The organism is Streptomyces sp. NPDC050448 (assembly GCF_040655295.1).
Taxonomy (GTDB): Bacteria; Actinomycetota; Actinomycetes; order Streptomycetales; family Streptomycetaceae; genus Streptomyces.
In genome coordinates, this window is record NZ_JBFAJR010000034.1 from 15,477 (window position 1) to 28,187 (window position 12,711).

Sequence of the window (12,711 nt, forward strand, 5' to 3'; positions counted from 1 at the left end):
CGGCGCGGGCACCCTGGCCATGGTCCGGCCCCGGCGCCGCAGTCACCGGTCGGGCAGCACACTCACGCTCACGGCCTTCGCCGTGGTCATGCGCGGACCGGGGTCAGCCGAGCTGCCGCCCGAGGAAGTCCAGCATCGGCTCCGCCGCGACGCTCCAGTAGGACCAGCCGTGGCCGCCCGGCTGCAGGACCACCTCGGCGTCCACGCCGCGGGCCGCGAAGGCGGTGTGCAGGTCTTCGGTCCCCGGCAGGTAGTTGGTGTCCTCGGTCCCGCAGCCGAGGTGGTAGCGGATGCGCCGGAGCCGGTCGGGCGCGGTGCGCCGGATGATGTCGGCCAGGTTGTACTCGCGGGATCGGTGCGTCAGCCGGGCGGATCCGGCCAGGTCCCGGCCGAAGGCATGGCCGAGGAAGCGGTTCCATTCCTCCATCGGCATCGCGCGGTAGCCCTCGTCGGTGAAGTGTGCCGTGCTCAGCCCGGCAGTGGCGCCGAACAGGCCCGGATAGCGCAGGGCGTACATCAGCGCACCGTAGCCGCCCATGGAGAGCCCGGCGACGGCCCTCTGCTCCGCCCGGCCGCCCAGTCCGTGGGCCTTTTCGACGGCCGGGACGAACTCCTTGATGAACATGTCCTCGTAGCGCAGGGCGTGGCCGCCGGATCCGGCGTCGTTGATGTAGAACGTCTCGTCCTGGCCTCCCCCCGGCTTGCCGGGGTCGCGCCGGGCGTCGGGCATGACGAGGGCGCACGCCGGGATCCGGCCCGCCGCGATGGCCCGTTCCAGGGTCTCCACGATGCCGCCCTTGACGACCCAGTCGGTGTGCTTCCCGCTCGCGCCGTGCAGCAGGAAGAGGAGCGGGATCCCGCGGTCCGGGCCGCCGCCCCGGGGTGCGGAGCTCACCCCGGCGGGCAGGTAGAGGCTGTACGGGACGTCCCGGCCGAGCAGCCGGCTGCGTACGGCCAGGTCGGTGCGCAGCGATGCGGTCCCGGAGGCGGACGAAGCGGGCGGGGTGGAGGCCGGCGCCGGTCCCGGCGCCCCGGGGCCGCCCCGCAGCAGGAAGGCCGCGGAGACGGCGGCCGCGAACGATCCGCCGGCCCCGGCCGCGAGCAGGGAACGGCGCGCGGGAAGTTTCACCATGGTTGCCTCACCTTCGGCACCGGATGTCCGTCCCGGCCGTCCTGCGCACGTGCCCGGCGGTCCGGATGCGGCGAAACCCACGCCCGTGCCGGGTGTGCGAGCGAGCGAGCGATGCTTGTAGCCGGTCCCAGGCGAGGGAGTTGCGGGGGCTTCTTCCCTCACGCGGCCGGGCGTTCACGGGACCTGACACATGACACGCCCGGCGTCCGCATCGAGGCAAGCAGCCGCGCCGGAGACCCGCAGAGGTCATCACCCAGCGGGCTACCGGCTACCGGCTGAGGACTGCGGCGGAGCCAGGTCGCACATGGTGCGGAACATTCCGAATGAGACACGTACGGGGATCGGGTGCACCGCACTCCGTCACGTGGAGCGGGAGAGCTGTGCGCGCACCCATTCGGGATCGGGGTTGACGTGCGGCCGACCCGCCACCACGACGGTCGGCACGGTCTCGTCGCCATGGTTGGCTGCCCGCACCACACTCGCCCCGGCCGGGTCGCGCCAGATGTCGACCCAGTGCAGTCGGCGGGCGCTGCGGCCCAACCGGATCCGCAGGCGCAGGCAGTACGTGCAGCCCGCCCGCCAGTAGACGATCGGTCGGCCGTCGACCGCGCTGCGGCGTTGTGCCTCCACCGCACCGATCGACCGTGGGAACGTCAGTGGCGAGTTCAGCCCTGCGAGCAGGACGAACATCAGCAGGAGCGGAACGGCGGCGCCGGGGAACCCCCGGACGGCCAGCATGGTCGCAACGAGTGAGCCGCAGACCAAGAGCAGCATCGGCAAGATCCAAGCGCGTGTCATGACGACGCAGACTATCGGTGGCGCAGCTTCGGCGGATCTGCGGCCAGGTGCGGCAGGCCCCCCGCCTGGATGCGGACGAGGGCTGCGCGAAACGCCGCCTTCATCGTCTCGGGGCCCTCGTACTTCGCCGCGAGCGGGTGGAGCCGGCAGGAGTTGCCGTTGCGTTCCCCGCTGCGCGGGCTGAGCACGATGTTCAGGTCGCCCAGGGGCGCCATGAGCCCGCTGACCGCCTGGGGCGTGACCCCGCACTCGGCCGCCATGTCCTTCTGCCGGACCGGGCGCCCATCCCGGATCACCCCTGCGGACCCCGCCCGCCGCGCGTGCGGAGTAGCACCCGTACGCCGGATGTGCCGGTTTCGGTGAAGACGCTTCAAGACGCCTTTCCGTCGACCTGAAGTGGCAGGTCGGCAAGACTGCTCCCCGCACCCGCGGGCTGATCCCGGGTGAGCGGGACCGCGTCGTGCCCCGTTGCGGCCCGTTGCGGCCCACGTGTTCCGCGGGAGTGCGGGCCGCATGGCGCGGTGGGTCATCGGGTGCCGGCGATCCATCGTTGGACGGCCGCGTTGGTGGTGTCGTCGAGTGCGGAGACGGCTTCGATGGCCTGAAGGTCTCCGGCGAGCGGTGGGACGCCGGCGGCGGTCAGCGCGGCGTGCAGGTCGAGGCGCCGGTGGTGTGCTGCGCTGATCAGGCCGAGGGGCCGCTCCGCCGGGTCCGGGGCCGGCACGGAGCTTTGGAGGCGAGTGTCCTCCCTGCTCTCGAATCCCCGCACACCGGGGAAGCGGTAGGGGTCGAGCGCCTCCTGTGGTTTCGGCGCGTGCGAGGAAGCTCGCCATGTGTCCATGCAAGGACCTCCTGGAGTCTGCCTGGTGGTGGGGGAGTTGCGAGGGTGCGGTACGGGGGCGGCGCCGGTGGGTGGCGGACCGGTTGTGTCCGGGCGTGGTGGGGGGCACGTGCTCACGCCCGCTGCTCCTGCAGGGCATGGGCGCCCGCGGCGATCACCTCGGCGAGCTGGTTGGCAACGGCGACGCTGCATCCGCCGAGCCGGACGAACCCGCGGGAGCCCAAGGGCCCGTCGTTGGACAGGGAGGGGAGGACCAACCCGGCGAGCGCGAGGGCTGCCTCGAGGTGGGTGACGGCGTCCAGGCCTGCCTGGTAGGCGGCGTCCTGAAGCCGCTTGTACTGGATTCGCTCAGCGTAGGAGAGCTCGTACACCATTTTTGTTGCTGTCCTCTCTCAGTAGATGGGGGGGGGAGGTGTGGCGCGGGGCGCGGGGTGTTTCAGCGCCTCCCGAGCCCGGCCGGGGTCCGGGGCGGCGCGGCGGGCCGTCGGACAGGTGGCAGCGGAGTCCGGGCAACGGGATGGCGCTCTGAGCTGCGGTATGTGAGGTGCCCGGGCCGGCTTCGCGTGCAGGGGGAGGCGGTGCGCGCAGGCCGTCGTGCCGAGTGCCGAGATTGTTCGGACCGCCCGTGACTTATCGGATTCGGTTGTCGTTCCTCAGATGAAAACGATCACTGCGGCTCTGGGAAGGAACACGTTCTCCATGCGGTTGGCGGCTGTTGCGCCCTTCGTTCCCGGCGCCGTATGCGGCGGCGCCGGCTCTGCGGCTCTGCGGTTGTCGGCGTGGCCTCGACTGCCACGGCAGACTCCGGCCCTGCCCGTCTCGGCGGATACTCCCTCCGCCAGGGCGTCGTCACGGCCTTCTCCGAGCTCGACGGCACCCGGCTGGCGTCTGTCAGACACGGAACTGGTTCGCACGGGCGGCGGACCGATCCCGGCCAGGGACTTCCCGGACGTGACCGTCATGCCCCGTAATGGAGCTTGGGGGCAGAGGAGGGCCTGGAGTTGCGGTGCCGTGGCGCCGGCTGACGGGGCGGCCGGGTGAGCGTGATCTGGCGGACGAGCTGCTGGAAGCAGGCGAGCGCGGCGATGGCGGGAAGGGTCGCCGCGGCCTCGGCGGCGAACGTTCTCGGCGCCTGGGCCACGCACAGGAGCGTGGCCAGGGTGGAGAACAACAGGACGATGGACCAGGAGTGGGCGGCGCGGCGCTGGTGCAGGGCCGCCCTGAGGATGGACAGGGAGGCGACCACCCAGGGTCCGTAGATCAGCAGCGGCCACCAGCTGACCACGTCGTGGGCGGTGTGGGGCACGGCACTGTGCCGCAGGGCATCGCAGAGGGCAAGGCCGCTGAGGACGCTCACGACGGCGGCGATGAGCGCGACCAGTACAGCTGTGAAGAGGCTCCCCGTTCGCATCAGGGCCGCTGCCGGCGCCTTCGCCGTGGCAGTCCGGCGGTGCCCGCCGGACACTTCTGGCTCCGGCAGCCCGATGATGCCCGGAGCTCCGGCTACCAGCCCGGTGGTGCTCATCGTGTCGTGTGGTTCGTCGAAGACGACCCGGTCGAAGGGCTCCGGCTGGCCGGCGGCGGCCATGCCCCCCTGGAGAAGACAGGCGAGCTCCTCCGCCGGATCCCATGCGCCGTTCGCCTGGCCCAGTCCGAACGGCGCATGCCCCGTGGCGATGTGCTGTTCGGGTTCCGGCCCGGGCCGGAACAAGAGGGCCTCCGGCTGGGTGTGGAAGCTGTTCCAGTCGTGATGACCGTATGGTTCATACACGGGAGACGTGCCTCACTTGGTCGTCGGTGTACATTCCGGATGCAGCCACGTCGTGCGACCGTCGGTTGAATTCGCGATGGATCGTGCTGATTGCTTCCAGGAAGTCCTCAAGGATTGAGGACGAGTAATTTAGCTCGATTTTCCGACCTTCATGATGCAGAGTCGCGTTCTCGCTCTGGGCGCGGTCCGATGAAGCCGGTGTGAATGTCCATTTACCCATCCGGGCGGCCCCGGGGCGAACGGGGAGACCTTCCTCTGCCGCGTATCGATGGAAGGTTGCACCGAGGCTTGCTCTTGTCATAGTCCAACCAACGCTTCCGGCGTCGGGCAGGGTGTGCGCCATGCGGGTGATGATGGCCGAGCGCACGAGTGTTGACCGTCTGCTTTCATCGTTTCTGCACGCGTGTCGAACCCGTCACGACCGCGCTCCGCACACCCCGCCCGGGGTGCATCTTCGCAGCTCAGACCGGTTACGGTGCGGTGGCGTGCCGGGGTGTCGCGGGGGCGGTGTCCGCGTCGGCCGGCTGCCCGCTCGCGCAGGTTTCGGCGTAGCCCGAGTGGGGGTCGGCGGTACGCCGTGCTGCCGGTCCGTCATGCCCCGTTCGGCCCGCCGCCTCATGTAAATCAGACATTACTGCAACCCGACAGGGTGCTGCACATGGCTGCAATAAGAGCACGGGGCATAACTCTGCATATGCCGCTGCGTTATGTCGAGATGTTGCTGAGGGCTCGGCTGCGGGCCCCGCTTGCGAATCCGTCACCGGAAAGGGCCCGCTGTGGCAGATGTGTTGATGAGGCTTGTGCTGATCTGTGCAGTACTAGGTGCGTTCTGGGGCGCATTGGCATCGTCGGGGGTGGGCCGGATGCGGCACAGGGACGTTCTCGAACTGAGGCGCCAGCAGCGCTTCAGGTACGTCCTGGACCGGAATGCGAATGCCCCCTGGCTCGCCGGCCAGGAAGTACCGGCGGCTGCCGCGCCGGCGCGAGAACGCGCCGGCAGTGCGACGTGCGCCGTCTGCGGAGCCCTGTCCGGCTGGGAAGGCGGCGTTCCCGGCTGAGCGCCGACGCTGCCACCGCTTACGAGGGTCGGGTGTGGATCCGGATGGTGTCGCGGATGAACCGGCGGCTCTGTTCGGGGCCGAGTGCTTTTGCCTGGAGGTGGTCGTAGATGAAGTGGTAGGGCCGGCGGTCCGCGGGCTTCTCCAGGTAGAGGCCGCTGGTGTAGCGCTCCAGGTACACGACTCCCGCGTCGCCGCCGGGGAACGTGAGGATGGAGAACTGCCCCGAGACGCCGGGGTGGGCTCCTGCGCTGTGCGGGAGGATCTGCACGGTGATGTGGGGCTGGGCGCTGAGGCGGTTCAGATGCTTGAGCTGTTCGCGCATGACGTCGGCGGTGCCGACGGTGCGGTGTAACGCCGATTCGTCCAGGACGACCCACAAGCGCAAGAGACGGGCGGGGTGGTGGGCGCGATGCTGGCGCCGCAGCCGCAGCTCGAGATGGGTGGCGGCCTCCTCGGCTGTGAAGTGAGGGTTCGTTTCCTCAATGACCGTGGCGGCGTAGGCGGGGGTCTGCAGCAGGCCGGGGATCAGCAGTGGCTCGTAGGCGTGGATGGAGGCCGCCTCCGTCTCCATTCCGACGAACACGCCGTAGGGGACGTCGCCGTAGGCGACCCACCAGCCCTGCCGGCCGGATTCCTCCGCCATCCGCATCATCGCGGCGACGAGCGACTGGTCGGTGACCCCGTAGAGCTCACACAGATCACGCACGTCACGGGGGTTGATGGCGCGACGGCCCGTCTCCAGCAGGCTGATCTTGGACTGTGACACGAGTAGCCGACCCGCCACCTGCTGGGACGTCATGCCCGCGGCACGGCGCAGCCGGCGAAGTTCCGCACCCAGGCGGCGTCTTCTGATGGTGGGGCTTCCGTTCGCCGGCATGGGCGGTCTACTCCAACTGCAGGACCTCAGGCAGAAATGCACACGCCAAGGCAAGTGGCAAAAGCATTCTGCACATCCGAACCGACGAGGAGCAGACCCGGACGACGAAGATCACCTATCCGGCCCAAGGGGCAACGCCCGGAGCGACGCCCCGGCGCCAGACGGCCCGTCGGACCCGCGCCGAGCGCCGTCAGATGTCCGGGGGCCGCCCGGGGGCCGTCCGCCCACAGCCCCTGCGAGGCCGTCCGTTGGAGGACGAGCACGTACGTGCGTCCGTTGACGCCGGCGTCCAGGCCGGGACGAGCTGCGCGGCACTGGGCCAGGCCTTGGTGAAGGCCACCGCCGGGAGCGAGCCCGGCAAGCACTCACAGGCACAGGCACAGGCAGGCCGTGAAGGACGTGTTCTATTCCCCCGGGCTCGGCTCCACGAAGAATCTGCGGATCGACCCCGCCTCCGGGTGCCGCTGGCCACCGTGCTCGCGGACCACGCGGGCGACGCTCATGAGGTGCTCGCAGGACTCGACTCCCAGTACGTCGTCAAGGCGGATCCGGACGACGACCCGTGGGAGTCCTCCGGCACCTGTCACCTGGCCGTCTCCCATCCGGTCTTCCGCAACGTCGTGCGAGCCGTCGCCGAGGACCCGCAGGCGTACGCGATCCTGCGGCTGGCGGAGACGCGGTACGCGGCGCAGCAGCTCGCCGCCGTCCCCGGCGAGGCGACGGGCGCCGCCTTCGACCTCCCGCCGACGAAGAACGCCCGCGCCCTCGCCATCCTGGACGGCCTCACCGACAAGTACGGCCGTGGCCTGGCGGACCGCCGTCCTCGACCACCTGGTCCACGCGCCGGCCGACCAGTTCACGGAGGCCTGGCTCCGGGGGCTGAAGGACACTCCGCAGGACCGGCTCACCGACCGGCTCAGCGCGCAGAGCGTCGACATGGCCCGTACGTGGACGCAGGCGCGGAACACGGACGAGGAGACCCGGCAGGTGCTGCTGGCCGAGGTGACGCGAAGCGCTCAGACCGCCTTCTCGGAGGCCACGCACTGAGGGCCGTCAAGGAGGAATGCCGTCGTCGGGGAGGTTCGGACCCGCCGCGGCGTGGCCGCCACTACCAGGCTCCGGTCACCCTCGCCTGCCTACGCCGCCGGCTCCCATGACTGTGCGGACACGCCTTACGCCCTGTCGCCAAAGGAGCGCCTGGCCCGCGGCTACCGGGACGACAGGACCTGGTGCCGGATCCGGGACAGGTCCTGCCCGGCCAGCTCCGGCCGGGCCTCCAGCGTGGCGCGGACCGCCTCCAGGATCGGCAGCGGGGCGTGCGCGGTGGCCAGGGCCACGTCCTTGGCGGCCAGTGCCACCGGGAAGTGGGAGCCCTCGGCGAAGGCCCGCGCCACCGCGCCCGCGAGGGGTCCCTTGGCCAGCTGCTCGCGGACCAGGCCGGCCGGCAGCCCGAGCGCGCCGCCCAGCGCCAGCGCCTCGGCGACCAGGCCGACGCCGCCGACCACCGCGTTGATCAGGACCAGCTTGAGGGCGGCCCCCGAGCCCAGTGGCCCGCATTCGGTGACCGCGCCGAGCGTGTCGAGGACCGTACGGACCGGGCCCGGCAGCGGGGTGCCGCCCGCCAGCACCCACAGGTCCCCGGTGGCCGCCCGGTCCACGCTGCCCATCACGGGGGCGTCGGTCAGCGTCACCCCGGCGGGCAGCAGGGCGGCCAGTTCCCGCACCTGCTCCGGGCCGACGGTCGAGGTGTCGATCCAGTGGGTGCCGGGGCCGACGGCGGGCAGGACCTCGTGCGCGACGGCCCGCAGGGCGGCCGGGTCGGCCAGCATCGTGATCACGAGCTCCGCGCCGCGTACCGCTTCGGCGGGTGTCGCGGCGGCGGTTGCCCCCGCCGCCGCCAGTGGGGCCGTCTTGGCGGCCGTCCGGTTCCAGACCGTCACCGCGTGGCCCCGGTCGTGGAGATGACGGGCCATCGGAGCGCCCATGTGGCCGAGCCCCAGGAAGGCGATCTTCCGCGCCGGGCCCGCGTCTTCGTGTGTGTTCTTCGCTGCTGCGTCCATGACCTCGAGGCTAGATTCCACCCATCCATGCGACAAGCGAATGTCTAGCATGGCTGCCATGCCCAGTTCGCATAGCCCCAGTCCGCATAACCCCAGTCCGTACAGCCCCGGTTCGTACAGCCCCGGTTCGCACAGCCTCTACGAGGTGTTCCTGCGCGTGGCCCGGCTCGCCTCCTTCACCGCCGCCGCCCGTTCCCTCGGTTACACCCAGTCCGCGATCTCCCGCCAGATCCAAACCCTCGAGGAGGAGTGGGGCGCCCCGCTCTTCGACCGCCTCCCGCGCGGGGTCCGCCTCACCGAGGCCGGCCGGATCCTGCTCCCGCACGCCGAAGCCGTCGGCGAGCGGCTGCGCACCGCCCGCGCCGAACTCGACGCGCTGCGCAGCCTGGAGACGGGCCGCCTGCGGATCGGCGCCTTCGCCACCGCCGACGCGGCCCTGATCCCGCGCGCCCTCGCCGCGTTCCGGGCCCGCCACCCCGCCGTCACCGTCACCCGCGCCGAAGGGCTCTCCACCCGGCTGCTGGCCCTCCTGTCCGCCGGGGAGCTCGACGTGGCCGTCGTCGCCGGCGCCTCCGACCGGCCGCCCGGGGACTGCGTGGCCCACCATCTGCTGGACGAGCGGATGTACGTGGCGCTGCCCCTCGGCCACCGGCTCGCCGGGCTCACCGACGTACGGCTGGCCGAACTGGCCGACGAGGAGTGGCTGGCGGCCGGCCCGGATCCGGCCGAGACCCTGCTGCGCTCCGCCGTCGCGGACGGCTTCCGGCCGCGCATGGGCTTCGCCGTCGCCGACTGGGTGGCGAAGCAGGGCTTCGTCGCGGCCGGGCTCGGCGTCACCCTGATTCCGGCGCTCGCCGCCTCCTCCGCGCGGCCCGACCTCGCGCTGGTGCCCCTGCACCCCGAGGACACCCCGTGCCGGCGGGTCTACGCCGCGACCCCGCGCGGGCTCGCCCCCTCGCCCGCGGCCGAGGCCTTCCTCACCCTGCTGCGGGAGGTCGCGGACGGGCTGGCACCCTGAACCGGTTGAAGACCGCCGCCGCGCAGCCGGCCTGCGCACCGGCCGGCGTGTCCGCCAACGCCGCGCAGCCGGCCGCCCTCGCTGTCCGCACGGGCGGCCCCGCGGCCCCCGTTCCGTCAGGCTTCGTCCAGCACCGCCCGGATCACGTGCCGGGCGTTGTGTGCCATCGCGGGGTTCGTCCTGCGGTAGTACGGCAGGGCGATCAGCGCCTGTGAGAGCGTCCCCCCCGGCCGCGGATCCAGGTCGCCTCGTCCACGGCCAGCGCCTCGCGGAAGACTTCCCTCGCACCGGGCGGCAGCAGATTCCACGCCGGGAACAGATCGCAGGCCGGATCTCCCACCCCCATGCACCCGAAGTCGATCACCGAGGCCAGCCTGCCCCCGTCGACCAGCAAGTTGCCCGGCATCAGATCGGCATGCAGCCACACCGGCGGCCCGTCCCACCCAGGGGCTCGCAGCGCCTCCTCCCACACGGCGGCCGCGGCATCGCAGTCGACGTCCTCCTGCGGGATCCCGCGCAGTTCCTCGATCGCCGCCCGGGTCTCCGCGTCCTGCGAGGCGAGCGGCCCGCCCCGGTGGGCGTTCGGCGCAGCCGGCAGGGTGATGCTCCGCATCGCCGCCACGAATGCGGCCAGGTCCTCGGCCAGCAGCACGGGCTCGCTCAGTGCCCCCGCTTCGGGAAGCTCGCCCGCCAGCCACCGGTACACCGCCCACGGCCACGGATACCCGTGGGCGGGCTCCCCGGCGCCGAGCACCTCGGGGACGCGCGTGGGCAGGTGCGGTGCGAGGCGGGGCAGCCACTCCCGCTCCATCGACACGTCCTCGGCCCCGCCCTGCACCAGCGGCAGCCGTACGACCAGGTCGTCGCCCAGCCGGTACATGGCATTGACCGTCCCGCCGGACGGCCACCGCTCCACCGCCAGCCCCGCCCACTGAGGGAACTGCCCGGCGACCAGCCGCCGTACGAGGCCTTCGTCCATGGGGCGCATACCGGGATGCATCTGTCCTGTGCTCATGGACGTCATCCGATCGCCGGACACCGACGGGCGTCAAACGCCTTTCCGGCCGTCACCGACAACGGCGGGGTCTTCGGCCCGGGACGGCTCACACCCGACGAACGACGGTGCTCCGGCGCAGATCACCGGCCGAGGATCTTCCGTTCGTAGCCCACGGCCACCGCCGCGGCGCGGTCCTTGGCGCCGAGTTTGGCGAAGACGTGGGTCAGATGGGTTTTCACCGTGGCCTCGCTGATGAACAGCGCGCGGGCGATCTCCCGGTTGGAGGTGCCCTTGGCGACCAGTTCGAGGACCTCGCGCTCGCGGGCCGAGAGGGGCTCGTCCGCGGGGGGCGCCGGGTTGCGGACCGCCGAGACCAGGCGGGAGGCGACCGCCGGGGAGAGCACGCTGCGTCCCTCGGCCGCGGCCCGCACCGCGGCGAACAGCTCCTCGCGCGGGGCGTCCTTGAGGAGGTAGCCGGTGGCGCCTGCCTCGATCGCGGGCAGGGTATCCGAGTCGGTGTCGTAGGTCGTCAGGACCAGGACCCTGGAGCGCAGGCCGCGCCGGGTGAGCTCCGCGATGGCGGCCACTCCGCCGCCGCCCGGCATCCGGAGGTCCATCAGGACGACGTCCGGGTCGAGGCGCTCGGCGAGCTCGACGCCCTCCACCCCGTCGGAGGCCTCGGCGAGCACCTCGAAGCCCTCGGCGGACGCGAACATGCCGCGCAGGCCGTCCCGTACAACGGGGTGGTCATCGCAGATCAGCAGGGTGATGGCGGCATCAATGGTCATGGCAGTGTCAATGGTCATGGGGCACCAACGGTACGCGGGCACAGACCGCGGTGCCGTGGCCGGGTTCCGACTCGACGGTCACGGTGCCCGCGATGCGCTCCGTACGGGCCCGCATGCCGTCGAGGCCGAATCCGTGGGTACCGGAGCGGGGCGGCAGGCCGAGCGGGTCGAAGCCGCGGCCGTCGTCGCGTACGTCGAGCGACACCTCGTCACCCATGAAGGAGAGGGTGACGCCCACCCGGGAAGCACCCGCGTGGCGGCCCGCGTTGGCCAGCGCCTCCTGCGCGACGCGCAGCAGCGTTGCCTCGATCTCCTCGTGCAGCTGCTGGGCCGTTCCCGTGACGGTGAAGTCGGCGCGCACCCCGTGCCGGGTTCCCCATGCGGCCACGGTCCGGTGCAACGCCTCGTGGAGCAGGTCGTGTTCGAGGTCGAGGGGGCTGAGGTTCTGCACGGACCGGCGGGCCTCGCCGAGGCTGTGGCGGGCCAGTGCCTGGGCGCTGGCGAGGTGGTCCCGCATGGTGTCCGGATCCGAGCCCACGGCGACGACCTGGAGCTGGGCGATGATCCCGGTCAGGCCCTGTGCGATGGTGTCGTGGATCTCGGCGGCGAGCCGGCGGCGCTCGTCCGCGACGCCCGCCTCCCGTGCCTGGAGGAGGAGCTGGGCGTGGAGGGCGGCGTTCTCGTCGAGGGCCTGCCGGAGCCGGGCGTTGGCGGTCTCGAGCTCGCCGATGGTCTGCGCCTGGAGGCGCGCCCGCTCCTCCTCCTGTTCGGCGAAGTGGTGGAAGACGGTGAGCAGGGCGATGTTGACACCCATCAGGGCTCCGAAGACGACCCAGCCCATGGACCCCTTGGGCGGCAGCCCGCCGGACTGGGAGCCCGACATCGTGATGACGCTGGCGAGCAGGCCGACCCGGACCCAGCGGCGGGGCAGCAGCCGGTCGGCGCCGAAGTAGCCGATGACGGCGTAGAAGGCGAAGAACGGGTTGAGCCACGTCAGGGCGAAGCCGAGGGCCCAGCGCAGGGCGTAGTAGGCGCCTGCGGCGGCCGACGGTCCGGGGCGGGCGGCCCGGAGCCGGCCCCAGCCGAGCTGGAGCAGCAGGGCGCAGCCGACCAGGCCGGCGGCGGCCCGGCGGTCGGCGGTGCTCATCATCAGGTCCGCGGTGGCGGCGGCGATCAGGGAGGCCGTGCCGAGGAGGGCGTAGGGTCCCCAGCGGTGGAAGGCCTCCCACCGCTCGTCGACCCTCAACCGCTGTACCTGCAACCGCTGCATCTGCAACGGCTGTACCTGCAACCGCTGTACGTGTGACTGCTCTGCCTGTGACTGCCCTGCTGGAGGCGTCCCGCCGTGGCTCATGGACACAGTGTCGG

13 protein-coding genes and 1 pseudogene are annotated in these 12,711 nt (G+C 71.9%); 2 read left to right on the forward strand and 12 right to left on the reverse strand.

All coding sequences use genetic code 11. The features are described 5' to 3' along the window. Positions 1–103 precede the first annotated feature (103 nt). The 8 genes from AB0I68_RS30250 to AB0I68_RS30285 form a co-directional block, all read right to left on the reverse strand. Positions 104–1,132 carry an alpha/beta hydrolase-fold protein gene (locus AB0I68_RS30250; RefSeq protein WP_363180538.1) on the reverse strand — a complete coding sequence of 343 codons (1,029 nt, stop codon included), beginning with the start codon at positions 1,130–1,132 and terminating at the stop codon, positions 104–106. Between the two features lie 360 nt (positions 1,133–1,492). After that, entirely contained in the window at positions 1,493–1,930 is a 438-nt protein-coding gene (locus AB0I68_RS30255) for a glutaredoxin domain-containing protein (RefSeq protein WP_363180539.1), read from the reverse strand. A gap of 11 nt (positions 1,931–1,941) precedes the next feature. Continuing rightward, positions 1,942–2,226 carry a hypothetical protein gene (locus AB0I68_RS30260; protein ID WP_363180540.1) on the reverse strand — a complete coding sequence of 95 codons (285 nt, stop codon included), beginning with the start codon at positions 2,224–2,226 and terminating at the stop codon, positions 1,942–1,944. Between the two features lie 230 nt (positions 2,227–2,456). Continuing rightward, the gene (locus AB0I68_RS30265; RefSeq protein ID WP_363180541.1) at positions 2,457–2,771 is read right to left on the reverse strand and encodes a hypothetical protein; all 315 of its coding nucleotides are present in this window, start codon (positions 2,769–2,771) and stop codon (positions 2,457–2,459) included. A gap of 113 nt (positions 2,772–2,884) precedes the next feature. Then, on the reverse strand, positions 2,885–3,145 hold the full coding sequence (locus AB0I68_RS30270) for a hypothetical protein (RefSeq protein WP_363180542.1): 261 nt from the start codon (positions 3,143–3,145) through the stop codon (positions 2,885–2,887). Between the two features lie 584 nt (positions 3,146–3,729). Next, the gene (locus AB0I68_RS30275) at positions 3,730–4,542 is read right to left on the reverse strand and encodes a hypothetical protein (RefSeq protein ID WP_363180543.1); all 813 of its coding nucleotides are present in this window, start codon (positions 4,540–4,542) and stop codon (positions 3,730–3,732) included. A 1,077-nt stretch (positions 4,543–5,619) separates the two neighbouring features. Beyond that, entirely contained in the window at positions 5,620–6,480 is an 861-nt protein-coding gene (locus AB0I68_RS30280) for a helix-turn-helix transcriptional regulator (RefSeq protein WP_363180544.1), read from the reverse strand. Between the two features lie 404 nt (positions 6,481–6,884). Next, on the reverse strand, positions 6,885–7,067 hold the full coding sequence (locus AB0I68_RS30285; protein WP_363180545.1) for a hypothetical protein: 183 nt from the start codon (positions 7,065–7,067) through the stop codon (positions 6,885–6,887). Between the two features lie 214 nt (positions 7,068–7,281). On the opposite strand from AB0I68_RS30285, the gene AB0I68_RS30290 reads away from it, so the two are divergent. Continuing rightward, a complete protein-coding gene (locus tag AB0I68_RS30290) occupies positions 7,282–7,527 on the forward strand; it encodes a hypothetical protein (protein WP_363180546.1) in 246 nt (81 codons plus the stop codon). A gap of 161 nt (positions 7,528–7,688) precedes the next feature. Here AB0I68_RS30290 and AB0I68_RS30295 read toward each other — a convergent pair whose 3' ends face one another. Continuing rightward, positions 7,689–8,540, reverse strand: a complete 852-nt coding sequence (locus tag AB0I68_RS30295) for an NAD(P)-binding domain-containing protein (RefSeq protein WP_363180547.1) — start codon at positions 8,538–8,540, stop codon at positions 7,689–7,691. 58 nt (positions 8,541–8,598) lie between these two features. Between AB0I68_RS30295 and AB0I68_RS30300 the strand changes: the two genes are divergently transcribed. Then, positions 8,599–9,558: a LysR substrate-binding domain-containing protein gene (locus AB0I68_RS30300; protein ID WP_363180548.1), complete on the forward strand. Its 960-nt coding sequence runs from the start codon at positions 8,599–8,601 to the stop codon at positions 9,556–9,558. Between the two features lie 116 nt (positions 9,559–9,674). Here the strand turns inward: AB0I68_RS30300 and AB0I68_RS30305 are convergent. The 3 genes and pseudogenes from AB0I68_RS30305 to AB0I68_RS30315 all read right to left on the reverse strand — a co-directional run bounded on the left by AB0I68_RS30305 (position 9,675) and on the right by AB0I68_RS30315 (position 12,613). After that, positions 9,675–10,573: pseudogene (locus tag AB0I68_RS30305) on the reverse strand (aminoglycoside phosphotransferase family protein). 122 nt (positions 10,574–10,695) lie between these two features. After that, a complete protein-coding gene (locus AB0I68_RS30310) occupies positions 10,696–11,343 on the reverse strand; it encodes a response regulator transcription factor (protein WP_363180593.1) in 648 nt (215 codons plus the stop codon). A gap of 7 nt (positions 11,344–11,350) precedes the next feature. Continuing rightward, positions 11,351–12,613 (reverse strand): sensor histidine kinase, encoded by a 1,263-nt coding sequence (locus tag AB0I68_RS30315; protein ID WP_363180549.1) that lies wholly within the window; start codon positions 12,611–12,613, stop codon positions 11,351–11,353. Positions 12,614–12,711 lie beyond the last annotated feature (98 nt).

Coding starts and splice junctions, on each gene's coding strand:
- AB0I68_RS30300 (WP_363180548.1), top strand. CDS start 8,599: ATGCCCAGTTCGCATAGCCCCAGTCCGCATAACCCCAGTCCGTACAGC.
- AB0I68_RS30310 (WP_363180593.1), bottom strand. CDS start 11,343: ATGACCATTGATGCCGCCATCACCCTGCTGATCTGCGATGACCACCCC.
- AB0I68_RS30255 (WP_363180539.1), bottom strand. CDS start 1,930: ATGACACGCGCTTGGATCTTGCCGATGCTGCTCTTGGTCTGCGGCTCA.
- AB0I68_RS30270 (WP_363180542.1), bottom strand. CDS start 3,145: ATGGTGTACGAGCTCTCCTACGCTGAGCGAATCCAGTACAAGCGGCTT.
- AB0I68_RS30250 (WP_363180538.1), bottom strand. CDS start 1,132: ATGGTGAAACTTCCCGCGCGCCGTTCCCTGCTCGCGGCCGGGGCCGGC.
- AB0I68_RS30280 (WP_363180544.1), bottom strand. CDS start 6,480: ATGCCGGCGAACGGAAGCCCCACCATCAGAAGACGCCGCCTGGGTGCG.
- AB0I68_RS30315 (WP_363180549.1), bottom strand. CDS start 12,613: ATGCAGCGGTTGCAGGTACAGCGGTTGAGGGTCGACGAGCGGTGGGAG.
- AB0I68_RS30265 (WP_363180541.1), bottom strand. CDS start 2,771: ATGGACACATGGCGAGCTTCCTCGCACGCGCCGAAACCACAGGAGGCG.
- AB0I68_RS30295 (WP_363180547.1), bottom strand. CDS start 8,540: ATGGACGCAGCAGCGAAGAACACACACGAAGACGCGGGCCCGGCGCGG.